Source organism: Nocardia sp. IFM 10818 (assembly GCF_054655275.1).
On sequence record NZ_BAAHJH010000001.1, the window covers coordinates 3954482 to 3981242 of the forward strand.

22 protein-coding genes are annotated in these 26761 nt (G+C 69.3%); 12 read left to right on the plus strand and 10 right to left on the minus strand.

What is annotated here, in order from left to right; translation table 11 throughout:
* Nucleotides 1-109 precede the first annotated feature (109 nt).
* Both ACYQ5L_RS17975 and ACYQ5L_RS17980 read right to left on the minus strand, forming a co-directional pair.
* Nucleotides 110-1285, minus strand: a complete 1176-nt coding sequence (locus ACYQ5L_RS17975) for a 4-hydroxybenzoate 3-monooxygenase (RefSeq protein WP_459958845.1) — start codon at nucleotides 1283-1285, stop codon at nucleotides 110-112.
* Complete coding sequence (locus ACYQ5L_RS17980) at nucleotides 1282-2505, minus strand: MFS transporter (RefSeq protein ID WP_459958846.1); 1224 nt, start codon at nucleotides 2503-2505, stop codon at nucleotides 1282-1284. The genes ACYQ5L_RS17975 and ACYQ5L_RS17980 overlap by 4 nt, the downstream gene beginning before the upstream one ends.
* 127 nt (nucleotides 2506-2632) lie before the next feature.
* Here ACYQ5L_RS17980 and ACYQ5L_RS17985 point away from each other — a divergent pair, with 127 nt between their 5' ends.
* The 6 genes from ACYQ5L_RS17985 (at nucleotide 2633) to ACYQ5L_RS18010 (ending at nucleotide 8928) form a co-directional block, all read left to right on the plus strand.
* Entirely contained in the window at nucleotides 2633-3541 is a 909-nt protein-coding gene (locus tag ACYQ5L_RS17985; protein WP_459958847.1) for a LysR family transcriptional regulator, read from the plus strand.
* 54 nt (nucleotides 3542-3595) lie between these two features.
* Nucleotides 3596-4255, plus strand: a complete 660-nt coding sequence (locus ACYQ5L_RS17990) for a hypothetical protein (RefSeq protein ID WP_459958848.1) — start codon at nucleotides 3596-3598, stop codon at nucleotides 4253-4255.
* Nucleotides 4256-4348: 93 nt separating this feature from the next.
* Entirely contained in the window at nucleotides 4349-5914 is a 1566-nt protein-coding gene (locus ACYQ5L_RS17995; protein WP_459958849.1) for an alpha/beta hydrolase, read from the plus strand.
* Between the two features lie 49 nt (nucleotides 5915-5963).
* Entirely contained in the window at nucleotides 5964-7112 is a 1149-nt protein-coding gene (locus tag ACYQ5L_RS18000; RefSeq protein WP_459958850.1) for an AI-2E family transporter, read from the plus strand.
* Nucleotides 7113-7139: 27 nt separating this feature from the next.
* Nucleotides 7140-8393: a serine hydrolase gene (locus tag ACYQ5L_RS18005; protein ID WP_459958851.1), complete on the plus strand. Its 1254-nt coding sequence runs from the start codon at nucleotides 7140-7142 to the stop codon at nucleotides 8391-8393.
* A gap of 136 nt (nucleotides 8394-8529) precedes the next feature.
* Nucleotides 8530-8928, plus strand: coding sequence for a DUF1304 family protein (locus ACYQ5L_RS18010; RefSeq protein ID WP_459958852.1), 399 nt, complete (start codon nucleotides 8530-8532; stop codon nucleotides 8926-8928).
* A 12-nt stretch (nucleotides 8929-8940) separates the two neighbouring features.
* On the opposite strand, the gene ACYQ5L_RS18015 is transcribed toward ACYQ5L_RS18010, so the two are convergent.
* Nucleotides 8941-9315, minus strand: a complete 375-nt coding sequence (locus tag ACYQ5L_RS18015; RefSeq protein ID WP_459958853.1) for a hypothetical protein — start codon at nucleotides 9313-9315, stop codon at nucleotides 8941-8943.
* Nucleotides 9316-9475: 160 nt separating this feature from the next.
* Here ACYQ5L_RS18015 and ACYQ5L_RS18020 point away from each other — a divergent pair, with 160 nt between their 5' ends.
* Complete coding sequence (locus ACYQ5L_RS18020) at nucleotides 9476-9820, plus strand: hypothetical protein (protein WP_459958854.1); 345 nt, start codon at nucleotides 9476-9478, stop codon at nucleotides 9818-9820.
* On the opposite strand, the gene ACYQ5L_RS18025 is transcribed toward ACYQ5L_RS18020, so the two are convergent.
* Complete coding sequence (locus ACYQ5L_RS18025; protein WP_459958855.1) at nucleotides 9787-11013, minus strand: MFS transporter; 1227 nt, start codon at nucleotides 11011-11013, stop codon at nucleotides 9787-9789. The genes ACYQ5L_RS18020 and ACYQ5L_RS18025 overlap by 34 nt on opposite strands.
* Nucleotides 11014-11169: 156 nt before the next feature.
* On the opposite strand from ACYQ5L_RS18025, the gene ACYQ5L_RS18030 reads away from it, so the two are divergent.
* Complete coding sequence (locus ACYQ5L_RS18030) at nucleotides 11170-11841, plus strand: arsenate reductase ArsC (RefSeq protein WP_459958856.1); 672 nt, start codon at nucleotides 11170-11172, stop codon at nucleotides 11839-11841.
* On the opposite strand, the gene ACYQ5L_RS18035 is transcribed toward ACYQ5L_RS18030, so the two are convergent.
* Complete coding sequence (locus tag ACYQ5L_RS18035) at nucleotides 11838-12296, minus strand: iron chaperone (protein ID WP_459958857.1); 459 nt, start codon at nucleotides 12294-12296, stop codon at nucleotides 11838-11840. The genes ACYQ5L_RS18030 and ACYQ5L_RS18035 overlap by 4 nt on opposite strands.
* A gap of 246 nt (nucleotides 12297-12542) precedes the next feature.
* Here ACYQ5L_RS18035 and ACYQ5L_RS18040 point away from each other — a divergent pair, with 246 nt between their 5' ends.
* The 3 genes from ACYQ5L_RS18040 to ACYQ5L_RS18050 all read left to right on the plus strand — a co-directional run bounded on the left by ACYQ5L_RS18040 (nucleotide 12543) and on the right by ACYQ5L_RS18050 (nucleotide 14263).
* A complete protein-coding gene (locus ACYQ5L_RS18040; protein WP_459958858.1) occupies nucleotides 12543-12773 on the plus strand; it encodes a hypothetical protein in 231 nt (76 codons plus the stop codon).
* A 191-nt stretch (nucleotides 12774-12964) separates the two neighbouring features.
* On the plus strand, nucleotides 12965-13381 hold the full coding sequence (locus tag ACYQ5L_RS18045) for a DUF6223 family protein (protein ID WP_459958859.1): 417 nt from the start codon (nucleotides 12965-12967) through the stop codon (nucleotides 13379-13381).
* 69 nt (nucleotides 13382-13450) lie between these two features.
* Nucleotides 13451-14263: an alpha/beta fold hydrolase gene (locus tag ACYQ5L_RS18050; protein ID WP_459958860.1), complete on the plus strand. Its 813-nt coding sequence runs from the start codon at nucleotides 13451-13453 to the stop codon at nucleotides 14261-14263.
* Here the strand turns inward: ACYQ5L_RS18050 and ACYQ5L_RS18055 are convergent.
* A complete protein-coding gene (locus tag ACYQ5L_RS18055) occupies nucleotides 14248-14976 on the minus strand; it encodes an alpha/beta fold hydrolase (RefSeq protein WP_459958861.1) in 729 nt (242 codons plus the stop codon). The two genes, ACYQ5L_RS18050 and ACYQ5L_RS18055, sit on opposite strands and share 16 nt — an antisense overlap.
* A gap of 371 nt (nucleotides 14977-15347) precedes the next feature.
* Here ACYQ5L_RS18055 and ACYQ5L_RS18060 point away from each other — a divergent pair, with 371 nt between their 5' ends.
* On the plus strand, nucleotides 15348-17111 hold the full coding sequence (locus tag ACYQ5L_RS18060; protein ID WP_459958862.1) for a flavin monoamine oxidase family protein: 1764 nt from the start codon (nucleotides 15348-15350) through the stop codon (nucleotides 17109-17111).
* Between the two features lie 429 nt (nucleotides 17112-17540).
* Here the strand turns inward: ACYQ5L_RS18060 and ACYQ5L_RS18065 are convergent, their stop codons facing one another.
* From ACYQ5L_RS18065 to ACYQ5L_RS18080, 4 genes are all read right to left on the minus strand, one after another.
* Nucleotides 17541-19310 carry a DEAD/DEAH box helicase gene (locus ACYQ5L_RS18065; RefSeq protein WP_459958863.1) on the minus strand — a complete coding sequence of 590 codons (1770 nt, stop codon included), beginning with the start codon at nucleotides 19308-19310 and terminating at the stop codon, nucleotides 17541-17543.
* A gap of 205 nt (nucleotides 19311-19515) precedes the next feature.
* A complete protein-coding gene (locus ACYQ5L_RS18070; RefSeq protein WP_459958864.1) occupies nucleotides 19516-21084 on the minus strand; it encodes an adenylate/guanylate cyclase domain-containing protein in 1569 nt (522 codons plus the stop codon).
* Nucleotides 21085-21434: 350 nt separating this feature from the next.
* Nucleotides 21435-22814, minus strand: coding sequence for a M1 family metallopeptidase (locus ACYQ5L_RS18075; RefSeq protein WP_459958865.1), 1380 nt, complete (start codon nucleotides 22812-22814; stop codon nucleotides 21435-21437).
* Nucleotides 22811-26689, minus strand: coding sequence for a Pls/PosA family non-ribosomal peptide synthetase (locus ACYQ5L_RS18080; protein ID WP_459963458.1), 3879 nt, complete (start codon nucleotides 26687-26689; stop codon nucleotides 22811-22813). The genes ACYQ5L_RS18075 and ACYQ5L_RS18080 overlap by 4 nt, the downstream gene beginning before the upstream one ends.
* Nucleotides 26690-26761 lie beyond the last annotated feature (72 nt).

A 26761-nucleotide genomic window follows, 5' to 3' on the forward strand; every position in this document is an offset into this window, starting at 1 on the left:
ATCCTCCTGAAGATCAGCGGCGAAGTGTGCCGGTCGTAAGCCTACGGACGAGCGCCGCCGCCGTCTTGGACAAAACCGACACGCTTCCGCATGGCTGATCGTCGCACGCTCAGCGGCGCGACCAGCCGGTGTACCCCTCGGCGAAATACGCCGCACCGTGCCGGGACCCGGTGACGAGCGCGAGCTCGGCGCGCTGTCGTTCGCGGTCGAAATCCGAGGCGCCGTCGATGCTGTGCAGCATGGTGGTCGCCCAATAGGAGAAGTGCTGCGCCTTCCACACGCGGTCGAGCGCGCGCGGAGTGTAGCGCTCCAGTGCGTCCTCGTCGCCAGCGAAGTATTCGGTGAGCACCTCGTGCAGGACGCTCACGTCCGCGAGCGCGAGATTCAGCCCCTTGGCTCCGGTCGGCGGAACGGTGTGCGCGGCATCCCCGGCGAGCAGGATCCGGCCGTGCCGCATGGGCGTGGTGACGAAGGACCGGAACGGGAGCACCATCTTCGCGCTGATCGGCCCCTCCTGCAGCGCGAAACCGTTGCCGTTGACGCGGCGGCGCATCTCGGCCCAGATACGGTCGTCGTCCCAATCCTCCGGCCGTTCGGCGGGCGAGCACTGGAAGTACATGCGCTGCATGGCCGGAGTGCGCTGGCTGACCAGGGCGAAGCCGTGCTCGGAGCGGGCGTAGATCAACTCCGGATGGGATTGCGGCGCCTCGGTGAGGAATCCGAACCAGGCGAAGGGATATTCACGGAACCATTCGGTGCGGGAGCCCGGCGGGAAGGCGTGGCGGCAGATCGAGCGGGACCCATCCGCGCCGACCACCAGATCGGCGTCCACTCGCGCGGGCCTGCCATCGGCCTCGACGAAGGTGACCACCGGACGCTCGCCCGAAACATCCACCGCCGTATCGCGAATCCCATACCGCACATCGCCGCCATCGGCCTTACGGCGCTCGGCCAGATCGATGAACACCTCGGTCTGCGGGTACAGCCACACGGATTCGCCCACCAGCTCCTGGAAATCGATGCGGTGATTCTCGCCGTCGAACCGCAGCACCACGCCGTCGTGGCGGTCGCCCTCGGTGACGACCCGATCCGACACCCCCGAATCCACCAGCAGCCGAACCGATCCCGCCTCGAGAATGCCCGCCCGGATGGTGGTCGCGATCTCCTCGTGCGTGCGGATGTCCAGCACCACCGAATCGATTCCGGACCGGTGCAGCAGGTGCGAGAGCATGAGCCCGGCCGGCCCGGCGCCGACGATCGCGACCTGAGTCCGAGTGGATTTCATACGGTTTGCCCCTTCGAAGTCTCGGCGGCCACCGGTGCGGCCGCGCCTGTTGCCAGCCCGGCGACCGCCGCCATGGCGAGCATGCCCAGGCCCGCGACCGCGGCGAAGAAATAGAAGCCCCACGGATACGCCGACCCGGCGGCAATGAGCCATCCGGTGAAGGTCGGACCGAGAATCGCCCCGAGCCGCCCGACGCCCGCGGTCATGCCGAGCGCGGTCGCCCGCACCGCCGCCGGATACGCCTGCGTGACATAGGCATAGATGAGCACCTGCGCCGAGAACACGAAGATGCCCGTGACCAGCACCAGCGCATTGAGCAGCAGGGTGCTCGGCACCTTCACGCTCAACAGCGCGAGCAGTACCGCGGCCGCCGCGAACCACAGCAGCACAATCGGTTTCGTCCCGCGCCTGTCGGCCAGGAGGCCCGCCGCCACCAGGCCGATGATCGCGCCCACGTTCAGCACCAGCAGCAGCGTCAGCGAGGTCGACATGTTGTATCCCGCATCGCGCATGAGCTTCGGCAACCAGGTGTTGAGCCCGTAGACCAGCAGCAGACCCATGAACGACCCGACCCACACGCCCAGCGTGGTGCGCAGATACCGGGGCGCGAGCACGACGGTCGCCGGAACCCGCTCGGGCGCGGCCCGGGCGGCCAGATACGCCTCGGACTCGGGCAGTTTGGCCCACAGCACCGGCAGCAGGAGCAGACCGGCCAGGCCGCCGGCATAGAACAGCGGCTCCCAATGCGGAATCAGTTGCAGCGCCAGCACGGAGGTCAGCACCGCACCGGCGTGATAGCCGGTCATGGTCAGGGTGCTGGCGAAGGCCCGCCGCTCGAGCGGCACCTGCTCGGCCATGAACGTCAGCGCGGTCGGCAGGCAGGCCCCGAGCCCGATCCCGGCAATGAGCCGGAACGCGCCGAAGACGGCGACCGACCCGGCCAGCGGGACCGCGGCGGTGCAGACCGAGAACAGTGCGATGGCGCCCAGCAGGACCTTGCGGCGACCGTATCGATCGGCGACCGGCCCCACCAGCACCGCGCCGATGGCCACGCCGATCAGCGAGATGGTCGCGGCGAATGTCGCACGCGCCGCGGTGAATCCGAGGTGATGCTGCTCGATGAGCGTGGGAATGACCGCTCCGAGAACGACGAGGTCGTACCCCTCGAGCACGACGATGAGCCAGCACAGCACGGCCGGCGTCGACGGCAGTTTCTTCATGATGATGTTCGTTTCTCATGTGTCGGCCCGGCCACAGCCGGCGCCGAATAGTGATGGCAGTCACGGTAGGCTGACCCGCTGGCAGAAATCCAATAGATGTATTTTTCGATTTGTATAGAGGAGATCGATGGCCGCCGAGTTCGACCTGAACCTCGTCCGCACCTTCGTGCTGCTGTACGAGACCCGCAGCGTGACCGCCGCCGCGGAGTTGCTGGGCGTCACCCAGCCGACGGTCAGCTACGGGCTCGGCAAGCTGCGCCGGCGGCTGCACGATGAGCTGTTCGTGCGCGGACCGGGCGGGTTGGTCCCGAGTTCGGAAGCCGAACGGCTCTACCCGCCGCTGCGCGCCGCCATCGCCGAGGTCGATGAAACACTCGGCGCCGCTACGGAATTCGATCCGAGCCGCCCGACACGGTTCTCCCTCGGCCTGTCCGACCTCGGCGAGGTGACCGTGCTGCCGCTGGTGCTGTCCGCCCTGGCCGCGCTCGCACCGCGAGCGAGCCTGGACGTGGAGGCCTTCGATATGGACACCGCCACCGATCGCCTGGCCCGCGGCGCGGTCGACGCCATCGTGGCCAGTCCGGTCCTCGACTCCCCGCGCCTGACCCGGACCCCGCTGTTCCGCGAGGGCTACGCCGGATTGGCCGCGGCCGGGCATCCGCGGCTGCGCGGCGACACCGTCACCGAAGCGGATCTGCGCCGCGAACGCCACATCGTGGTGGAGGGCGTGACCGGACATCCCGGTCCGCGCAAGGCATTACACGATCACGGCCTCGAAGACCGGGTCGCGGTGCGGGTCACCCGCTTCGCCACCCTGCCGTACGTGGTGCAGGACAGCGACCTGGTCGCCATCGTTCCCGAGCGCGTCGCCCGCGCGCTGGCCCGCACCCATCCGGTGCGCGTATTCACCCTGCCGTGGTCGATCGAACCCGTGGAAGTGGCGGCCTACACCCGGCGCGCCCCCGGACGCGGCGCCGCCCAGCGCTGGTTCCTCGGCGTGATCCGGGCCGCACTGCACGACCTGTCCGCCAGCTGACGCACGGTGCTGCGGATTCGCTGTCCTGTCGGCGCGCCCCGCTAATCTGCTGGGATGGTCAGACCGGAGTCGGCGGTGCGTCGCCTGATGCGCGAAACGGGAAAGCTGTTGCAGGCCTACGGGTTCGAGGGCGCCGAGCCGACCTGGACGCGTGCCGGTGCGGGCGGTGTGGCGACGGTCGGCCGCACCCGGGTGACACGCACCTGGACGGCCGGTCAGCAGGCACTGAGCTTCGGGCTGACCCTGGACGCCACGCCGACCGGCTGGTGGGAATTCCGCAACTGGCGCGAGACACGAGCGGGCAAGCCGCCCATCCCGATCGAGCAAGCCGCGGGACCCGGGCTGATCACCGACTTCGGCATCCCGGCCCAATTGTGGTCCCTGCGCGTGGATTCGACCCAGCAGGGCCAGCACGCACGGCAGACCGATATCGACGCCATCCGCGCCGCCCTGCCCAAACGGGTGCACACCTGCGCCCGCGCCGCACTACGGCTCGCCGAACCGGGCCGCTACCTCGAGGAGTTGCTCGCCCGCCCCGACCCCGGAATCGGAACGTGGGAAGCGATCGTGGTCCTGCTCGCCGACCAGGGCCCGAGCCCCGAACTCGACGACGCCATCGAGCAGCTCCGCGCGTGCTACGCGCACCGCGACGCATCGGCCTACGCCGAAGACGTCATCCTCGCCTACGTGAGTTTCCGGGCCGCGCTGGTCTGAAGCAGGGCAGGGAGCGGACATATCCGACTGTGTGGCAATGTGTAGAGCCGGATGTCGGTGTGTGCTCGGAGGGCTGTGGGTTTGGATTCGTGGTTGGGACGCAAGAGTTTTCACCTGATCCGAATCGTGGCCTTCGGTTTAGTGGTGGGTGCGGGGGTTTTCGGGAATCCGGTGCCGGCGGCTGCGGGGGAGGGGGCGGACGCCTATCTGGACGGGTTTGCCGCGGCGGCGAAAACCCCTGTCCTGCAGTGGGCCGACTGCGCTGACGGTTTCCAGTGCACGACCGCGCGGGTGCCGCTGGACTATCAGCGGCCGCAGGCCGAGCAGATCGATCTGGCGGTCATCAAACTGCCCGCCGCCGATCCGGCCGCGCGAATCGGCACGCTGTTCGTCAATTTCGGCGGTCCCGGCGCTTCCGGCGTGGATCGACTACGTGAGCGGGCGAGCTGGCCGTGGCTGTTCTCCACGGAACTGCGCGCGCGGTTCGACATCGTCTCGTGGGATCCGCGGGCCACCGGCCGTAGCGCCACCGCACGCTGTTTCGCCAATACCGAGGAGCAGCTGGCGTTCCTGGGCGGCTACCCGGATATGCCCGGCGACGCCTCGGGCGAGGCGCCGTTCTTCGGCTACTCCAAGGATTTCGCCGATCGCTGCCGCGAATCGGCCGGTCCCATCCTCGATCACGCCTCCACCGCCAATACCGCCCGCGATCTGGACCTGCTGCGTCGCGCGGTCGGCGATGCGCAGCTGACCTATCACGGCATCTCCTACGGCACGCAGCTCGGCGCGATCTACGCCAATATGTTCCCGAGCCGGGTGCGCGCCATGGTGTTCGACGGCTCCCTCGATTTCGAGGGCAATGCCAACGGGCACGGCGGGCAGGGCGCGACCGTACCCCTGGACACCCGGCAGAATGTCGCCTCCGGCATCTCGGCCACCTTCGACGAATTCCTTCGCCTGTGCTCCGCGGCCGGGCCGAAGTGTGCGTTCTCCGAGGGTGATCCGGCCCTGAAATGGCGGGTGCTCGCCGAACGCGCACGCCTGGCCCCGATCCGCGTGAACGGTGAATCGTACACGTATTCGTCGATCATCAATGCGGCAGCGAGCCTTTCGCAGCCGTCGGTGTACCCCGACCTCGCCCGGCTGCTGCAAAGCCTGTTCGATGCGGGCACGACCTTCCCCGGCATTCTGCCGATCGCCGACTCCGCCGCCTACACCGCCAACCGCACCGAGGCCTTCCATGCCATCCAGTGCAGTGACAGCATCGTCCCCACCGATCCGGCCGTCTACAGCCGCGCCGCGATCACCGAGGACCTGCGCGTGCCCTACTTCGGGCGGATCTCGGTCTACTCGGTGATGGCCTGCGCCTACTGGCAGGGCCACGACGCGGACCGCTACACCGGTCCGTGGAATCGGCGGACCTCCGCGCCGATTCTGGTGCTGAACAGCCGATTCGATCCCGCGACACCGCTGGACGGCGCTCGCGCGGGCGCGGCACAGCTGTCCCATGCGCAGGTGGTCGTCGTCGAGGGCGCGGGCCACAGCAGCATGTACGTGCCCAGCACGTGCGCCGAACAGGTCAAGCGGGAATACCTGTTCTCGGGTGAGCTCCCGCCCGCCGGCACCGGATGCGCCGCCGACGCCTCACCCTTCGGCTGATGGCCGTCGTTCCCGGAACCGGCGGCCCGATCGTGCCAGACTGAGCACCGTGAGCGAGCCAAAGATCGAATCCGGCCGGGACGAATCGGCCGACACACCGCCGGACCGGGGCGCCATCATCGGGCAGGGCATCCTCTGGCTCGCCAAATGGTCGCTGTGCATCGTCGCCATCGCCGCGGGCGCGTGGGTGCTCGGCTTCGTCATCGCCAAGTTCTGGGTGGCATTGCTGCCCATGGCTTTGGCGCTGGTGGTCTCGACCGTGCTGTGGCCGCCCACGCGCTTCCTCACCGGGCGCGGCCTGCCGCCCGCCCTGGCCGCCTCGATCACCACGGTCGGATTCCTCGGCATCCTGGCCGGGGTCATCGCGCTCATCGTGCCCTCGGTGGTCGATCAGGCGCCGGAACTGGCCGACCGCTCCACCGAAGGCATCAACAAGGTGCGCCAATGGCTCGAGGGCCCGCCGCTGAACATCCGTGAAGAGCAACTGAATTCGGCGGTCGACGCGATCATCTCGCGCCTGCAGTCCAGCGCCGAGCGCATCGCCACCGGCGTCTTCACCGGCGTCAGCACCGCCACCTCGGCCATTGTCACGCTGTTCCTGGTGCTGGTGCTGACCTTCTTCTTCGTCAAGGACGGGCCCAAGCTACTACCGTGGCTGCATTCCATCCTCGGCAGCCGCAGCGGCCGGCACATCGAAGAGGTGCTGAACCGGGTCTGGGTCACCCTCGGCGGTTTCATTCGCACCCAGGCGCTGGTGAGTCTCATCGACGCCGTGCTCATCGGCGGCGGCCTGGTCATTCTGGGGATTCCGCTGGCCGCGGTGCTGACCGTGCTCACCTTCCTCGGCGGCTTCATCCCGATCGTGGGCGCCTTCGTCGCCGGTGCGCTCGCCGTCCTGGTCGCGCTCGTCAGCAAGGGCATGACCTCGGCGCTCATCGTGCTGGCCATCATCATCGTGGTGCAGCAGCTGGAAGGCAATGTGCTGCAACCGGTTCTGCAGAGCCGCAGCATGCAGCTGCACGCCGTGGTGGTGCTGCTCGCCATTACCGTCGGCGGCGGCCTGTACGGCATTGTCGGCGCATTCCTCGCGGTGCCGACGGCGGCCGTGCTGGCCGTGGTGCTGCGCTATCTGGGCGAGCAGATCGATGCCCGCACCGCCGAGCCCGCACCCGCGCCGGGCGAAGGAGATGTCGAGTAGAGCGTTCGGCTGGCTACTCTGGGTCTGGTGAATGCTCCAGTTGTCGCATTGGTGAAGATCGCCGCTGATCTCGACGCGGTGACCACGACCGGACCCGAGGACGATCCGGCCGAAGCCGGGCTGACGCCGCTGGCCGTCGACTCGATCTGGGAGTCGGTGCAGGCGTGGTACCGGATGGGCACCACGCCCGCCATTCAGGTGTGCCTACGGCGCAACGGGAAGATCGTGCTGAATCGGGCGATCGGCCACGGATGGGGCAATGCGCCCGGTGATGGGCCCGAGGTGGAGCCGATCCCGCTCACCCCCGATATGCCGTTCTGCGGGTTCTCCACCGCCAAGGGCGTTTCGGCGGCCTTGATGTACATGCTCATCGAACAGGGCGCCTTCCGGCCAGAAGACCCGGTCTCCGCCTACATTCCCGAGTTCGCGGCCAATGGCAAAGCCGGCATCACCATCGCCGATGTGCTCTCGCACTCCGCCGGTGTGCCGTTCGTGACCAAGCCGTATCGCGGCTACGAACTCGTCGTCGACGAAGAGGTGGCCGCGCGGGCGCTGGCCGATCTGAAGCCGAGCTGGCCGGCGAACCGCTTCCGCGTGTATCACGCCCTGACCAGCGGGTTGATTCAGCGGCTGCTGGTGCAACGGGCCACCGGCAAGCCCCTGCGCGAGCATCTGAGCGAGCAGGTCCTGCGACCGCTCGGATTCCGCTGGACCAATTTCGGGGTCCGCCCGGAGGAGGTCGACCTGGTCGTGCCCAGCGTCAAGGTCGGCCCGAATCCCTCACGGATGTGGAGCTATCTGGCCCGCAAGGCGCTCGGCGGCGGCATGGGCGGACCCGTGTCCGAGGCCGCCAACCGCGCGTTCCTCACCGCGGAACTGCCGTCGGGCAACCTGGTCACGACGGCCGCGGAGCTGTCGCGGTTCTATGAGATCCTCGCTCGCGGCGGCGAATTGGACGGCGTACGCATCATGCGGCCGGACACGCTGCGGGCGGCGGTGGCCCCGGCCAATCGGATTCCCGGCGCGGCGGGCCGCGTCAGCCGGGCCGGATACGAACTCGGCGCGCGCCGCTCCAAGTTCGGCCGCGACACCGAATCGCATTTCGGCCGCAGCGGTTTGACGACCCAATACGGCTGGGCCGACCCGGCTCGCGGCCTGTCGGGCGCGATCCTCACCAATGGCAAGGCCACCACCGACCTCGATCGGCCCTGGAAGCTGGTCGAGCAGATCTCCGGCACGATCCGCGAACTCCGCCCGGAGGCACAGATCTTCACCCTCTGATCCCGGGTTGCGGGATGGTCGCGGATGGTGATCGGCGGTTGCCGAATCGCGGTGGAGAGCAGGTCTGCGGGAGTAGCATGAAAGCCCGCTGACCTGCGATGGGACTGCGTCGGCGTCTATCACCCGAGGACTCGTCATGAACGGTCTCGCCCAGATCGCCGCACTCGTCGGCGCGATCGCCTACATTGGGGCCGCGCCCCTGGAGATGTTCTTCTACGGCCGCCCCGCCGTCCGCCGACTCCTGCACGTCGACACCGACAACCTCGACGACGTGCGCATGTGGGCCTTCGTCGTCGGATTCCGCAATCTGCTCGGCGGCGTCGGCACCCTCATCGGCCTGATCATCCTGCACAACGGCGACGAGACCGTCGGCCGCACCGTGGTGCTCACCGCCTCCTGGTACATGCTGCTGGCCAGCCTCGCCATGCTCATCGCCGACCTGCTCGGGCTCTGGCGGCCCAAGTGGGGCAGCGTGCTCGGCACCATCGGCTCCAGCCTGCCGCCACTGGTGGCGATCATCGCGGCCTCGGTCTAGGCGGCCGCCGCCTCAGCCGACAATGAGCAGCGGCTGTGTTTCGGTTGCGGGGGAAAGGGTTTCGACAACGGCGGTCAACCGGATCCGTGCGGCCCCGATGGTCCCGGTGAACGCCCGCCGGCCATCGGCGGCCTCCCGATCGGTCGTCGACTCCACCATGTCCAGGGCGCGCGCCCATTGCAACAGCTGCGCGCTCGCCTCGGCATCCGGTAGGTCCGGATGGACGGTGCCCCGGAACTCCGCCTCACCCGACGCGGTCGCGAACCGCGAACAGCAGTCCCACATCCACGTCATGTGCGGCAGCGGCATACCGGCCACCGCGGCGGCATAGGAGTTCACCGTCTGCGAGACGGTGTCGATCGCGGCCATCGTCAGCGAATCGGTCACAGCGACAGGGTGCCATCCGCGCGAACCCGCACGCCGTAACCGCTCACGCGTGTCGGGCAGCCGAACCTGAGAGAACTCCAAGGAGAAGCACAGACTCCTGCCAGAACCGAACGGCAGTCTGGATGCGGAGCGGAGCGGATACGAGAAGTCGAGGTGCGGAATGGTCGAGCTGGAAGTCCACGGGACAACCGTGACGGTGCACGTGACCGGCGCACACCGCGTGCTGGCGCTGCGCGAACACGTGAGCTTCGATCTGAATCAGGTCAGGGGCATTACCAAGGCCGAGGTGGATCTGCGGCCGCCGTGGCTGCGCGCGCCCGGAACCTTCTTCCCCGGTGTGATCGCCGCCGGCACCTTCCGCGGCAAGGGCCGCAAGGAATTCTGGGACACGCTCTTTCACGAACAGGCGGTGCGCATCGATCTGGCCGGGGGCGAGTTCACCCGGCTGGTCATCGACGTGGAGGACCCGGATCAGGCGATCCGGATGCTCGCCGCCGCGGCCTGACGGCTCAGCGTGGCCGTGAGCACGGAGAGCGCGGCGATCCCGCCCAGCACCAGATAGGCGCGGGCGTAGCTGCCGGTCCACGAGGACAGCAGGGTGCCCGCCCACGGGGCCAAGGCCATGACGACGATCATCGGTGCGGTGAGGATTCCGTTGAGGCGGCCGTAATGTGTTGCGCCCCAGCGGTCGGTGACGGCGGTGGCCTGGATCAGGGTGAACAGGCCGCGGATGAGGCCGGAGCCGATCGCGCAGGCGATCAATGTCGTCACGGTGGCGCCGAGACCGAGCAGGGCGGTGGCGATGGCGGTGGCCGCCAGAATGGCGATGGTACGGGTGGTCACCGTGGTGTGCGCGGCCAGCCGCAGGTAGCCGAGGCGGCCGAGCACCTGGCCGGCGCCGCCGAGACCGAGGGCGAAGGCCGCGAGCGCGGGGGAGAAGCCGCGTTCCTGCAGCAGCGGAACGAGATTGAACACCGCGGCCGCGGTGGTGAAGGAGCCCAGGCTCAAGGTGAGCATGAGCGCCCGGAAGCCGCGGCTGCGCACGATGGCGGCGTGATCGGCGAAGCGCGCCACGACCGGAGCGGGCGGATGCGGCCAAGGGCCGCGCAAACCGAACCAGTGCGCGGGCACGGTGATCGCGGCCAGCGCGACGGCGAGCGTGAGATAGGTGGTGCGCCAATCGGAGTGCTCGTTCAGCAGCGCGGTGAGCGGAGCGAAGACGGTGCTGGCGAGTCCGGCGACCAGGGTGACGATCATCAACGCCTTCACCCGCTCGGCGCCCCACCAGCGGGTCAGGGCCGCGAAAGCGGGGGAGTACAGCACCGCGCCCATGGCCGCGCCGCTGGCGAGCCAACCGGCATAGAAGACAAACAGATTCGGCGATACCGCCACGACGAGCAGGGCCAGGGCGCCCAGCGCGGAACCGGCCGTCATCACCGCGCGCGGGCCGCGGCGGTCGAGGATACGGCCGAGGGGGATTCCGATGAGCGCGGCGGCGAGCTGCCCGAGGGAGAAGGCCGCGGTGAGGACCGGCAGTGACCAGCCGGTATCGCGGGAGATGGAAACACCGAGCACCGCGAACGCGTAGTAGAGGATGCCCCAGCTGGTGATCTCGGTGAGGCACAGCACGGCCAGTACGCGCCGCATACCGGGACGGGTGAGACCGCCCGTCTGCGAAGAGGTTTCGGTGTCGGTCATCACCCCATCGTCACCGTGCGCGACCGCGCGCGGGGCGGATCGGGCGAGGCGCGGTGAGGTGACCGTCACTCTCGCCGCCACCGTGGCAGGTCAGCGGCGGCGGCGCAGGACCGATAGGCTGGATGGCGAGTCGCACGTGGTGGAAGGGGTGGCTGAGTGAGTGAGAACCCGATCTCCGCAGCGGCACCGGAATCGAGTGATCCGCAAGCGGTTCTGGAGCGGTCCACGGCCCGCTTGTCCGAGGAGTTCGCCGGCATCTTCGATGCCGACACCGTGGAACGCATGCTGACCTCCTCGTTCGAACGGCTGTCCGCGGTATCGGATCATCCGCAACTGCTCGTCGAGCGATTCGCGCGTGAGCGTTTGACCGCGTCGGCGAAAGCGGAAGGGCGTGCGACGAGCACCGGGCCCGCCGTCTTGTTCGTGTGCACCCACAATGCCGGGCGCTCCCAGATGGCCCTGGGCTTCTTCACCCGTCTGGCCGGTGACCGGGCCTGCGGGTGGTCCGGCGGGTCGGCTCCCGATATCGCCGTGAACCCGCTGGTCGTCACGGCCATGGCCGAACGCGGCATCGATATCGCCGCCGAATTCCCCAAACCCTGGACCGACGAACTCATGCGGGCCGCCGATGTGGTGATCGATATGGGCTGCGGCGACACCGATCCCATCGTCTCCGGCCACCGTTTCGAGCAGTGGCCGCTGCCCGATCCAGCCGGACAAGGGCTCGACGATATCCGCACCATCCGCGATGACATCGAAACCCGGGTGCGCCGCCTGGTTGCCAATCTCGGCCTGGCGGCCCATCCGGACCCGCTCGGCAGCCCCTAGCTGACGGCCTTTTTCACGAGGTCGGCGATTTTCGCTTCGTCGGCGGCGGTCAGAGTCGTAATGCCGAAAGCTGTCGGCCACAGGGTGCCGTCGTCGATATTCGCGATGTCGTTGAAGCCGAAGGTGGCGTAGCGGGTTTTGAACTTGGCCGCCGCCTGGAAGAAGCACAGGACCTTGCCGTCCTTGGCATAGGCGGGCATGCCGTAATAGAGCCGCGGGGCGAGGTCGGGTGCATTCTCCTTGATAATGGCGTGAATGCGTTCGGCGATGGCGCGATCGGATTCCGGCATCTCGGCGATCTTGCCGAGGACATCGTTCTCCCCATCCGCCCTGGTGGCCTTCGAGCCGCGGCGGGCCGCCGTTTTCAGCTCGGCGGCATGCTCCTTCATCGCGGCGCGTTCCTCAGCGGAGAATCCCGCGGAATTCTGGTTCCCGGCGGACTTCTGTGCGGCCATTGTCGAATCCTCCCTACCAGGGTTTTCCTGCTGTCGGATGCAATGTTAGGGACCCAGGCCATCCGGCGGCTTCTGCAAAGCTGATCGGAATTCGAGTCTTCATCATCGATATGACCGCCGAGGTTTCGCCGACCCGTCCGGGGTAATGCTGAAAATATGCTTACCACTCCACGATGGGTCACGCGGAACCGCTTCGCCGCCTGGTCAGGATACTTTTGCATACTGGTTGCCTCGGCAACGCTGGCAATGGCCATCACCGCCGCCGCCTCGGGGCACACGGAGTACGCCATGGTTGCCGGCATCATCTGCGCCGTGACCGCCCTGTTCGGGATCACCATCATGACCACCACCTGGCATCGCGACACCGCGCAGCACCACAATGTGCCCAGCCTGCTCAACGACACCTGGGAGCGCACCCCGCCCTTCGCCCGCCGGCGCGGCAAGCCCTGGGGCATCGAAACCGACCGCAGGCACTGATCGCTCGATCCGGCTTCCGGAGGCCGGACGGTTCGATACCGCGGACGCAGTAGTCGCGCGGCCGCTACGGCGTGTGCAGCAGCGGGGTACGGCGGTGGAGGCAGGGTGAATTGTCCACGCGTGCACGATGATCGGGAGTGGGGCGGGGGGACATGATGAGGGCATCGAGTCGTTCGAGCAAGGAGCATCTCATGTCCGTCCGTCATCTTCCCACCATTGTCCTGGCCGCGCTGAGCGCAGGTATCGCGGTGGCCGCACCGGCGGCAGCGTCGGTTCAGCACAGCGCCGCGGTCACCGGAATGACCTCCGGGCGGCTCGGGCCGACGCTGACCGCGCTGGTGGGGTTGTTCGCGGTGGTGATCGGGGGGCTGGCGCTGGCTCGCGCCGGGCGTCCCGGAACCGGCGATGGGCGGCGAGGAGCCGTGGCGGCAGTGGTGGCGGGGTTGATCAGCACGGTGCTCGGTGGCGTGTTCGCGGCCACCGCGGACGGCGGGCCGGGGACGGGCAACGGGATCGTGGGCGCCTTCATCGCCGTGGTGCTGGGAGTGGTCGGCATGGTGCTCGGCGGGTTGGTGCTCAAGCGCACCCGTATCGGCGTGACCAGGTGAAACACCTCGAGATGGACGTGTCAGGCCGGTGACAGCCCGGTGTCGGGCCGGACGTCGAAAGTTACTGCCATGACGAAGAACAGCATTACCTCGACCAACTCGACCTGGACCGGCATGGTGGCGGTGGACGATACGGCGCTGGCCGTGACGGACACCGGCGGCTCCGGGATCCCGGTCATCTACGCCAACGGCCAGTTCGCCACACAGGGCTACTGGAAGCGGGTCATCGTCGAACTCGGGCCCGAATTCCGGCACATCACCTTCGACGAGCGGGCGCGCGGCAAGTCGCGGAAGTCGGCCGACTACTCCTTCGGAACATGCGTGCGTGATGTCGATGTCGTGCTGGCGGCCCGGGGCGTGGAGCGGGCATTGATCGTGGGCTGGTCCTACGGCGCGTTCGTCGGGGCGCACTGGGCCAGCCGCAATCCCGAGCGGGCCATCGGCGCGGTGCTCGTCGACGGCGCGGAGCCCTACGACTGGCTCGACGACGCCATGGAGAAGCGGATTCGCCGGCTGTTCAAACTGCTGAGCCCGGTCACGGCGCTGCTGCGTCCGACGGGCCTGACCCCGCGAATGACCGCCGCGCAGCAGGCCGAGAGCAATATCGAGCTCGGCAAGATCTCCCGCGCGGCCGATCTGGGCCCGGTGCTCGACGACATCGTCGTTCCGACGCGGTACGTGCTGGCGTCCGGGGCGTCGTTCGGCAGCAAGGGCGACGAGCAGGAGAAGATCCGGGCCAGCCTCGATGCGGTGGTCGCCCGCAACCCGCATCTGCGCATCAGCGCGAAGGTCGCGAGCAACCACGATCACATCCTGCGCAAGGACTTTCGCGCCATCGCCGCGGCCGTGCGCGAGGCCGCCGCTGGTCAGCGGGTGCCGTGACCGACCGCGGTGAAATGCTCGACGAGCAGCCGGGAGACCGGGCCGGGCGCCTCCTCGGGGATCCAGTGCGAGACGCCCGGCAAGACCTCCAGCCGGTACGGGCCGTCGGCGAAGCGGCGTGTCAGCTTCACCCCGGTGCTGTGCACCGCGGTGTCGCTGTCACTCCACACCTGCAGGACCGGGACGGTGACGCGGCCGCGCAGGAAACGCGGGGAGGAGAAGGGCATGCCGCGGTACCAGTGCAGGCCGCCGCGGGCTATCGCCCTGTCGCGCAGGCGATCTGCCTCGCGTTGCGCCATATCGGCGGACTGGCCCGTCTGCCGGAGCATTCGGCGGAACAGGGCGGTGCGCACCGTGAGCTCGGGGAGCAGGGGTAGCTGGAAGAAGTACATGTACCAGGAGGCCACCGACTGCCGGCTCGTCATCATGGCCCGTGCGAAGGCGCCCGGATGCGGGACCGACAGCGCCGCCAGCGACAGGACTCGGTCGGGGCCCGAGATGGCCGCCGCCCAGGCCGCGGCCGCACCCCAATCGTGGCCGACCACGTGCACCGGTCGGCCGATGGAGTCGATGATCGCCAGCACGTCCGCGGCCAGTTCGTCGAGGCGGTACTGCCATCGCCAGCGCGGAGCGGCGGTCGGCGTCGCACCACGCAGGTCCGGCGTAAGGTCCGGTAGCCGGCCTGGTTCAACAGCGCCGCCACGGTATGCCAACTGCGGGAATCCTGTGGCCAGCCGTGCAGCAGCAGGACGGGCTCACCGGTGATCGGCCCGGAATCGCGGACGGGGAATGTGAGATCCCCGCGGTGGAAAGCGGTGATTCGTTCCGGCTCGCTTGCGCCGCCGCCGGATTCGTGAACGGATACTTCGGTCGCCATTGACACCTGCACCTCTCGTGTTCGCAACACTGCCGGTCCAGCGTGTCACACGAAAGCAGTTGGCGCTACTCGCGGTAACATATAAATCTGCCGGATTTCGGGGAGGACCGCGCCCATCCGGAACCGTTCGGGCGACGAATATGCCGCTAAGGCCAGTGCGGCATTGCTGGACCACCCGTTTCGTCCCCTCGTTCCGGGAGGATTCGCATGTCGATCAGCAGGGTTTCGCGACGGCGGCTGTTGAGCACCGCGCTGGCCGCGGGGGTCGTCGCCGGCGCGACCGCGACCACGGCGTGTGCGCCCGTTCCCGCGCAGAGTGCCGAGGGTGATCGCTCCCGCGACCGCAGCGAGTGGCTCGCGCGGCAACTGCTGGGGGTCGACGAGAACGGTGACGACCTCACGCTGGCCTATCTGAAGATCCTCATCGACACCGGCCTGCCCGCCACCGGCAGCCGCAAGAAGATCATTGTCGTCGGCGCCGGACCGGCCGGGCTGTGCGCCGCGAACCTGCTGGCCGACGCCGGGCACGAGGTCACGGTGCTGGAGGCCAACGGGAATCGCACGGGCGGGCGGATCAAGACAGTGCGCGGGGTCTTCTCCGATCCGGCGCTCCATGCCGAGGCCGGGGCCATGCGGTTGTCCAGCGTGCACCCGATGGTGCTGGCGCTCGCGGACAAGCTGGGCGTGCGGCGCAGGCCGTTCTACGGCTCCGACGTGGCCGTGGATACTCGGGCGCCGCTCACGCCTCCGGTGCTCTACCGCTCCTTCACCGGGGAGGAGTGGTCCAACGGGCCGGGGCTCGACTACCGGCCCGCGTCCCCGGTGCGGCGCAGCCTCATCCACGTCAATGGAATGACCTACACCCGTGGGGAATACGCCGCGAATCCCGCCGCGGTCCACGCCGGGTTCGGCTGCGACATGACCGAACCCAGCCGCGCGGTTCTCGGCGCCGCGCTCCGGCAAACCGCACTGACCGATCAGCCGATCCGGCGGCAGATCGACGGCTGGACCGAACTGCTGCACACCTACGAAAACCATTGCCTACGCCGCTATCTCATGGACCAAGGCTGGTCGAAGGAACACCTCGAAACCATCGGCACCCTCGAAAACCTCACCGCCCGACTGCGATACAGCGTCGTCTTCCCCCTCGTCGACCACACTCTGCTCCCGCCCGATATCACCCACTGGGAACTGGAGGGCGGCATGGCCTCGCTCACCGACGCCCTGACCCGGCGGCTCGGCCCGGCAATCCTGATGGGCAAGCGCATGACCCGCCTGGAGCAGACCGACCACGGCGTGCGGATCCGGACCACCGCAGAGACCGGCACCGAACACTCAGACGGCGCCCCGGCCGCCCCGGTCGAATCCTTCGACGCCGATTACGCCATCCTGGCCATCCCGCTCACCGCCGCCAGGTTCTGCACCTTCGACCCGCCGCTGTCCTACGACAAGCGCCGCGCCATCATCGAAATGCACCACGACGCCGCCACCAAAGTATTGCTGGAGTTCAAGACCCGCTTCTGGGAACAAGGCCCCACCGGCTTCCGCGGCGGCCGCTGCACCACCGACTCCCCGAACCGCTCCATCTACTTCCCCTCCCACGTCGAGGACTCCGACGGCGGCGTGGTCCTGGCCTCCTACACCTTCGGCGACGACGCCATGCGCTGGGACTCCCTCACCGAGGGCGAACGCCTCCACTTCGCCCTCTCCGGCCTGCGCGATCTCTTCGGCCCCCGCGTCGACGCCGAATTCACCGGCGTCGGCATCACCCAGAGCTGGGTCCGCGCCCGCTACGCCCTCGGCGAAGCGGCCATCCCCGCCCCCGGCCAACTCCACGAACACCACCGCGCCACCCGCTCGGTAGAAGGCCGAGTCCACTTCGCCGGCGACCACACCAGCCTCAACACCGCCTGGATCGAAGGCGCCCTCGAAAGCGGCGTCCGCGCCGCTCTGGAACTGCACCGCCGCTGACCGCCCCGGCCACAAAGTCGCGCGGCTCTGCACGTTCACCACTCGCCGACTCAACGCCGGTTGCTATGCCTACGCGCGTTCCGACCCGAGTCGAGATCGAGCGAATGACACGTCGCCCGGGCGCATGGGCCGCCCACGAGCGACGTGGTCGTACTTCCAGGTATCAGCGGCGGCCTTGACGCTGCGACGTCGAACGTTCGCCCTGTGCTGCGGGGGCTCCGGCGCGGCGGCGGGAGGTTCGGGCGTGTGCGCGGCCGGTGCCGGATGTCGCTGTGCGCGTGCCGGAACCTCCCGTCGGTCGGTCGTCCCGGCGGTTCGTGGCGCGGCCGTCGCCCGAGGAAGTCCGTTTGCTCCGAGACCAACAGCGGGATCGCGCGTCACTGGCGGCACATGGATCGCCGCGAGTGACGTGGGTGCCCGTGTGAGGTGTCAGCGGCGGCCCTGGCGCTGGGATGCCGAACGGTCGCTCTGTGCTGCGGGGGCTCCGGCGCGGCGGCGGGAGGTTCCGGCGTGTGCGCGGCCGGTGCCGGATGTCGCTGTGCGGGTGCCGGATGTCGCTGTGCGGGTGGCGGATCCGTTGGTGGGGCGGTCGTCGCGACGGTTCGCGGCGCGGCCGCCGGTGGAGCGCGTGGTGTCGGCGTGGCCGGGGGTGCGACGGGCGGCGCCGCGGACGTCCTCGGACTTCGCGCGGCGCGGTCCATTCGCGGTGGTGCGGGATTCCGCGCGCTGGCTGTTGGTCGCACCGCGGGAGGAAGCGGTGGCCGTTGCGCGCGAATCGGTTGTGGCGGCGCGGGAGGTGCTGCCGGTTACTGTGTGCGAACGGCGGTTTCGGGTGCCGCGGGGTGATTCGCTGCCGGCGGTGCGGGGGTTGCCGGTGCCGCGCGGGCCGCTCTTGGGGGAGGCGCCGGTGGAATCGGGACGTGCGCCGCGGCCGTTCGACCGGCGGCCACCGCGAGCAGCGGGCTTTTCGCGGGGCTCGGAAGTCGTTGCGGCGGGCGCCGTTCGGGGTGCTTCCAGGGGTGCGATCGGGCCGACGAGGGCGGTCACCGGGGTGGATTGGGCTGTCACGCGCTGGGGTTCGACGGTGATGCCGGCCTTGCGCAGCAGGGCGGCCACGTCTTTGCGCTGGTCGGGGAGGACGACGGTGACGACGTCGCCGGAGCTGCCGGCCCGGGCGGTGCGGCCGGAGCGGTGCAGGTAGGCCTTGTGCTCGGCGGGCGGGTCGACGTGGACCACCAACTGGACGTCGTCGACGTGGACGCCGCGGGCGGCCACGTCGGTGGCGACCAGGACGCGGGCGGCGCCGTCGGCGAAGGCGGCCAGATTGCGGTCGCGGGCGGCCTGGGAGAGGTTGCCGTGCAGGTCGGTGGCGGGGATGCCGACGGCGGTGAGCTGTTTGGCCAGGCGGCGGGCGTGGTGTTTGGTGCGCATGAACAGGATGCGGCGGCCGGTGCCGGAGGCCAGGGTGGTGATCAGATCGCGCTTGGCGTCGGGGCCGGTGACCTCGAAGACGTGGTGGGTCATATCGGGGACGGGGGAGTGGGCCTCGTCCACCTTGTGCGACAACGGGTTCCGCATGAAGCGCTTGACCAGCTTGTTGACGCCGTTGTCGAGGGTGGCGGAGAACAGCAGGCGCTGGCCGTCGGCGGGGGTGGCGGCCAGGATGCGGGTGACGCCGGGCAGGAAGCCCAGGTCGGCCATGTGGTCGGCCTCGTCGAGAACGGTGACGCGGACCGCGTCCAGGGAGACCAGGCGCTGCTGCATGAGGTCCTCGAGGCGGCCGGGGCAGGCCACGACGATATCGACGCCGGCCTGCAGGGCCTTGGCCTGGCGGTTCTGCGGGACGCCGCCGAAGACGGTGGTGACCTTCAGACCGCAGGCGGCGGTCATGGGTTCCAGGGCGGCCGCGATCTGGGTCACCAGCTCGCGGGTGGGCGCGAGGATCAGGCCCGTGGGATGGCCGGGCTTGCGGGTGCTGCCGACCAGGCGCTCGACCAGCGGAATCGAGAACGCCAGGGTCTTGCCGCTGCCGGTGCGGCCGCGGCCGAGCACATCGTGTCCGGCCAGCACGTCCGGCAGCGTCGCCGCCTGGATGGGCTTGGGCTCGGTAATGCCGTTCGCGGCCAGCGCGTCCACGATCTGCGCGCGCACGCCCAGTGCGGAGAAGGACAGGGCCGGGCTCGATGAACGAGTCGTCATAAGTGTTTCAGGTGCCTTTCGAGCATCGGGGTGAACCGCAGTGGTGCGCAGGACTGTCGTCCCGCCTGCTGATCCGCTGCGTAGCCGACGCGAAGAGAAGACATCCACGACGGAATGAGTATGCAAGATCGCTACTCGACTGCTGAACACCATATCCCAGGAGCCGATCTACGACGTACGTTGGTGGCCAACGTCATCTTCCGTATCAGTGCGGATACGGTCGCGCCAGCCGCGTTTCCCGGATCCGCCCGCGCAGGGTCACCCGCTCACCGAGCTCCCAGTGCTTGCGCTCGACCTCGTCGGCGGAGTCCACCGCGGCCGCCGAGGCCAGCACCCGGCTCTGGTCCTGCTTGGCCAGCTCACACAGCCGGGCGGCCTCGTTGACGGCGTCGCCGATGACGGTGAACTCGTAGCGGCGATGCGCGCCCACATTCCCGGCGACCACCCGACCGGCGGCGATACCGATGCCCGCGTCGAATTCCATGGCGGCATCGCGCAATCGGGACCGGATGGCCCGCGCGGCGGCCAGCGCCGATCCGGCGGCGTCGAGCAGCGGTGCGGGGGTGCCGAAGACGGCGAGCGCGGCATCGCCCTCGAACTTGTTGACGTGCCCGCCGTAGCGTTCCACCTCGTCCACGACGATCTCGAAGAACTCGTTGAGCAGCGCCACGATCTCGTCGGCCGGCCGGGTCGCCGTCATGGTGGTGGATCCGATGATGTCCACGAAAATCGCCGCAGCCTCGCATTCCTCGCCGCCGAGCTCGGGATTGCGGGCCAGCGCCGCCGCCGCGACATCGTGCCCGACATGGCGGCCGAACAGGTCCCGGATGCGTTTGCGCTCACGCATTCCCGCCACCATATGGTTGAAACCGCTTTGCAGCTCACCCAATTCGGTGCCGTCGTAGACGGTGACCACCACATCGAGATCGCCGTCCTCCACCCGGCGCAGCGCGTTGCGCACCCCGCGGATGGGCGCCACCGCCGCCGCGAGGGTCTGCGTCATCAACAGCAGCCCGAACACCAGCGTGGCGCCGCCCAGCGACAGCACGCACACCGCGAGCCGATTGGTGCTGATGTCCATCCCGGCCAGATCCAGTACCGCCACCGTCATCAGCAGGGCGACCGGCGTTCCGGAACCCAGCATCCACACCAGCAGCGAGCGCCCGAAAACCCCGAGCCCGCGCCGTCGCCGTCGCGGCGCGGCCTCCAGGACCCGCGCGGTCACCGGCCGCAAGGCGAATTCCGCCAGCAGATAGCTGTTCGCGCACACGACGATGGCACTGAACCCGGTCCCGAGCAGCACCTTGGGAACGTAGGCGGGATCGACCAGCCCGTAGAGCGGGCTGAGAATCAGCATCCCGCCGAACCACAGCAGCGCCTGCTGCACCACCAGCCGCCGGGGCACCCGCGCGGTGGCGGCCTGCTCGGCCTCGGTCGGCACCCGATCCGGGTCGGTCGCCCACCGCAGCGTCCGCAGGCTCCCCACCGTTCCCCAGACGAACCCGGCGGCGAACGCGGCACTCACATACACGGGCACCGCGACGAAATTCAGCAGCACCGTCTCGCTGGTGAACAGCGGCGGCCCCGGCAATACCACCCCGATGAGCAGGCTGGAGACCGCGATCCCGGTCAAATTGGCGAACACCAGCGGCACGGTCAGCAACAGCTGCACCCGCAACCGCCGCGACAGCGCCCCCTCATCGGCCGACCCGAGCAGCCGCGATCCCCACGGCGCAGCGCCCAGCGCGGCAGGCGTCACATCGCTGTCCACCATGACCTGCAGCCTATGTCGGACCAACCAGTCGGCCCGCGCTGCCCACCCGTCCGTGAGTGTCGCGCCATCGCGACACGTGGCGTGGCTGCGGCCACGAGTTGCCGTGGGCTACCGCGTGCGCAGACGGAAGCCTCGGCCGTCATCCTGGCGTGCCTTTGGCCGGGATCTGCGACAACGCGGTTGATTCCGGCCAAAAGCGCGCCGGAATGACCAAGGACCATTTCCGGCCAGGTGGTCGAGGCGGCTGTGTCCATGAAGAACTTCCGGCTGGGCGGTCGAGGCGGCTGTCTCCATCTAGGACCGGCTGTGGCTATTGCCGAGTGGCTGTGGCCATCGTGAGCGGCTGCGGCTCAGCCTGCTGCGTCGGTCCGGCGGGAGCGCATGTCCACCGTCCAGGCGGCGGCCGGTGAGGGGAGCTGGGGGAGTGCCTCGGAGTGCAGCCAGGTGTCCCACAGCGGACGCAGGGAGGTCGGGCTGTAGTGGGCGGCGAGGTCGGTGAATTCCTCGGTGGAGATCGAGGAGTGGCGGTAGCGGGCGGTCCAGGCGCGCAGGAGGTCGAAGAAGGCGGTGTCACCGAGCTGCAGCCGGAGCGCGTGGAGGGTGAGCGCGCCGCGTTTGTAGACGCGGTCGTCGAACATCAGGTGGGGGCCGGGGTCGGCGAGGAGGAGGTCCTGGGGGAGGCGGGACAGGTTCTGGTGTGCGGTGCGGGCCAGGTGGTCCGCGGTCGGGCCGCCGGAGGCTTCGGACCAGATCCATTCGGCGTAGCAGGCGAAACCCTCGTGCAGCCAGATATCGCGCCACTGGCGGAGGGTGAGGCTGTTGCCGAACCACTGGTGCGCGAGTTCGTGGGCGACAAGGCGTTCCGAGCCGCGATGGCCGTCGCAGTGGTTGGCGCCGAATACCGAGATGCCCTGCGCCTCGATGGGGATCTCGAGTTCGTCGTCGGTGACCACGACGGTGTACGCCTCGAACGGGTACGGGCCGAACTTGTCGATGAACACCTGCATCATGTGCGGCTGGCGCGCGAAGTCGTGATCGAAGTTCGCGCGCAGCCGCGGCGGCAGCACCGCGTGCATGGGCACCGGATCGTGCGAGGTCTCCAGGCGGTGCTTGCGATAGGGGCCGATCTGGATGGTCGCCAGATAGCTGGACATCGGTTCGGGTTGCTCGTAGACCCAGGTGGTCTGGCTCGCCTTGGTCTGCTTGCGCACCAACGTGCCATTGGCGACCGCGTAGAACGGCGAATCGGTGGTGATCGAGATCCGGTAGCTCGCTTTGGAACTCGGGTGATCGTCACACGGGAACCAGGAGGCGGCCCCATTGGGCTGGCTGGCCACCAGCGCGCCCTCGGTGAGCTCCTCCCAGCCGACCTCGCCCCACGGCCCGCGCACCGGTTTCGGCGTGCCCGTGTACTGGATGGACAGCGCCAGCGCCCCGCCCGCCGGAATCTTCTGCTGCGGCGTGATGACCAGTTTCCCTTGCCGGTGCGTGTATTTCGCCGCCTTGGCGCCATTGACGAGCACCTTGGACACCGCCAGCGCCGTCGACAGATCCAGCGCGAACCGATCCCGCGGCCCGGTCGTCACCGCGGTGATATCGGCCCGCCCCGCCAGCCGGTTGCTGGCGACCTTGTAGGTCAGGTCCAGCTCGTAGCGGGACACGCGATACCCGCGATTCCCGTTCTGCGGCAGGTATTCGTCGATGGGTTCCTCGTAGAACTTCCCCGTCATCGCCGCACTGCTTCCGTGCGGCCCGGCCACGGCGCGATCGGATTGCCCCACCACCGGGTGGACGGCGGCACACTGTCACCGCGCATGACCAGCGACGCCGGCCCGACGGTGGCGCCCGCGCCGATCCGCGCGGCGGGCAGGGCGACGCAATGCGGTCCCAGCGTGGCGCCCGCCTCCAGGGTCACGGTGTCCATGGCCATGATTCGATCGTGGAACAGATGGGTCTGCACCACGCAGCCCCGCTCCACGGTCGCGCCGTCGCCAAGAGTCACCAGGTCCGCCTCGGGTAGCCAATAGGATTCGCACCATACCCCGCGGCCGATCTTCGCGCCGAGCCCGCGCAGCCACAGATTGAGCACGGGCGTACCGGTCGCCGCGCGCGCGAACCACGGCGCCGCAACATGTTCCACGAAGGTGTCGGCGACCTCGTTGCGCCACACGAACGAGCTCCACAGCGGATGCTCCTCCGCGCCGATCCGCCCGACCAGCAACCATTTCGCGATGACGGAACTGAGCCCGGCCACCGCGCCCGCGCCCATGAGCACCAGCCCGCTGAGCAGCGCGGCGGGCAGATGACCGAGGGTGCGCGCGAGCCAGGCCAGCGCGAACAGCACCCCGAGTCCGATGCCGAAGGTCACCAGCACCGGAATCAGCCGGCAGGTCTCCACGATGCCGCGCGCGATGCGCAGCCGCGGCGGCGGATCGAAGGTGCGTGCGGTATCGGCGGTTTCGGCCGCGCGTCGCAAGCGCACCGGCGGGCTGCCCAGCCACGACGAGCCCGCCTTGGCCTTGGAGGGCGCGGCCGAAAGCACCGCGACCAAGCCGTTTTTCGGCACGCGCCGGCCGGGCGCGGTCATTCCGGAGTTGCCGAGGAAGGCGCGCTTGCCGACCTTGGCCTCACCGATGCGCAGCCAGCCGCCGCCGAGCTCGTAACTGGCGATCATGGTGTCGTCGGCCAGGAACGCCCCGTCGGCGACGGTGGTGAACTTGGGCAGCAGCAGCACCGTCGACGCTTCCACATGTTTGCCGACCTTGGCGCCGAGCAGGCGCAGCCAGATCGGGGTCAGCAGGCTGGCGTAGAGCGGGAACAGGAAGGTGCGCGCCGAGTCGAGCAGGCGCTCGGTGGCCCAGGCCTGCCAGCCGATCCGGCTGCGGACGGGGTGATAGCCCTCGGTCAGGCCGATGCTGAACAGGCGCACGGCGATGACCGTGATGACCGCGTAGACGCCGAGGCTGAGCAGCATGGCGACCGGCAGGATGGCGAACGCGCGTCCGAGACCCGCGGTGAGCGTGGCGGTATCGCGTATCCACCAGGCGATGAACGCGCCGCCGGTGGCGAGGCCGAGAATCGGCACGGCCGCGAGCACCATGGAGGTGATGCCGAAAACGGCGACCCAGTGCGCGGCCCGCGCGGGCGTGTGGTCGGGCCAGCGATGCTGGGCCTTACCGACTTTCACCGCGGGCGAGCCCGCCCACTCCTGATCGGCCTTCACCTTGCCGGCGACCGCGGAGCCGGGCGCGATCTCGGCATTGCGGCCGATGGTGGTGCCGGGCAAGAGAATCGACCGCGCCCCGACCACCGCGCCCGGACCGATGCTGATCGGCCCGATGTGCACGAGATCGCCGTCGATCCAGTACCCGGACAGATCCACCTCGGGTTCCACGCTGCAACCTTTGCCGAGTTCGAGCATGCCGGTCACCGGCGGCAGCGTATGCAGGTCGACGCCCGTGCCGATCTTGGCGCCGAGCGCGCGGGCGAACGGCACCATCCACGGTGCGCCCGAGAGGTTCTCGGCCCCGCTGGCCTCGGACAGCCGCACCGCGGTCCACAACCGCAGATGCGTCCACCCGCCACGCGGATAGCTGCCGGGCCGCAGCCCCCGCAACAGGATTCGCGAGCCGATCACGCACAGCGTCATGCGCCCGGGCGGCGAGATGAACAGCAGGAAGGCCGCCAGCGCCCACCACCACGACAGCTGCGGCAGCCAGGGCAGCGATCCGGACCAGGCGGCGATATTGCCGACGACACCCAGCCAGGTGAGCCACTGCAATCCGGTCAGCGTGGTCAGCGGAATGGTCGCGAGCACCTGGAACAGCTGCGCGGGCAGGGGAGTGGGCCGCACCAGGCGTTCCTCGACCGCCGCCGCCGGCGCGCTCTCGTCCAGATAGGCCGCCAGCGCGCCCAGCCGGGGATGATCGTAGAGATCGGCGACGGCGATGTGCGGGTAGCGTTCCCGCAGCGCGGCGACGAGCTGCGCGGCGGCCAGCGATCCGCCGCCCACATCGAAGAAATCGGTGCCCGGGTCGGTGACCTCCGCGCCGAGGATCGAATCCCACAGTCCGGCAACCCATTGCTCGGTGGCGCTGAGCCCGGTCTCGGCCTCGGCGGCGGCCGCCTTGGGCAGCGGCCAGGGCAGCGCGTCCCGGTCGACCTTGCCCGAGGTGCGCGTCGGCAGCTCGGCGACCACGGCCAGGCGGGGCACCAGTGGAGCCGGAAGCTGTTCCGCGAGCAGGGTTCTGGCCGCTTTGAGGTCGTATCCGGCCTCGGGCCCGGTGAGGTATCCGACCAGGATCTTATTGCCCGCCTTGGTGCTTCGGATGGCGGCGGCCGCACCGGTCACTCCCGGCAGATGCTGCAGCGCATTGTCGATCTCCCCGAGTTCGATGCGCCGTCCGCCCAGCTTGATCTGATCGTCGGCGCGGCCCAGGAACACCAGGCCCGCACTGTCATTGCGCACCATATCGCCACTGCGATAGGCGCGTTCCCAGCCGACCGACGGCAGCGGCGCGTACTTCTCGGCGTCCTTGGCCGGATCCAGATAGCGCGCCAGCCCGACGCCGCCGATGACGAGTTCCCCGGATTCGCCCTCGCCCACCGGATTTCCGGCCTGATCCACCACCGTGAGATCCCAGCCGTCCAGCGGCAGCCCGATCCGCACCGGGAAGCCGCCGTTCAGCAGCGCGGCGCAGGCCACCACGGTGGCCTCGGTGGGCCCGTAGGTATTCCACACTTCGCGCTCATCGGTCCCGGCCAGGCGTTCGGCGAGCTCCGGCGGCACCGCCTCGCCGCCGAAGATCAGCAGTCGCACCGATTCCAGGGCCTCGGCCGGCCAGGTCGCCGCCAGCGTCGGCACCGTGGACACGATGCTGATCTCCCGGCGCACCAGCCACGGCCCGAGATCCGCGCCCGTGCGCACCAGCGCCCGCGGCGCGGGCACCAGGCAGGCGCCGTGCCGCCAGGCCAGCCACATCTCCTCGCACGAGGCGTCGAAGGCGACCGAGAGACCGGCCAGCACCCGATCCTCCGGGCCGATGGGGGCGTCCTGCAGGAACAGCCGCGCCTCGGCATCGACGAAGGCGGCGGCGTTGCGATGGGTCACCGCAACGCCTTTCGGGGTCCCGGTGGAGCCGGAGGTGAAGATGATCCACGCGTCGTCCGCAGGGGCGGGCGCGGCGACGCCCGCCTCGGTGTCCCTGGATTCGAATGCGGCGGCGGTGGTTTCGATCCCGTCGATGGTGACGATGGCGGTGACCTTGGCCTCCCCGAACACCAGCCGCGCCCGCTCGTCCGGGTCGTCCGCGTCCACCGGCACATATGCCGCGCCCGCGTGCAGCACCGCCAGGATCGTCACGTACAGCGCGCTGGTGCCCGACGGCATTCGCACGCCGACGCGATCACCCGCGCGCACGCCGGCGGCCGCGAGCCTGCCCACTTCCAGGTCGATGGCGGCCAGCAACTCCGCGTAATTGAGCACCGCCTCGCCATCGTCGATGGCGGGTGCGTCCGGATGCGCTCGCGCGGTGGCCGCGAGAATGTCGACCAGGGTGCGGGCGGGCGGCGCGAGTGCGCCTCGCAGCAAGGGGGAAGCACCCATCGCGGTCTCGACCTGCGGCGTCACGCCATGTCCACCTCTCATAGAACGATCAGCGCTGTGCGCGTTCGTTGT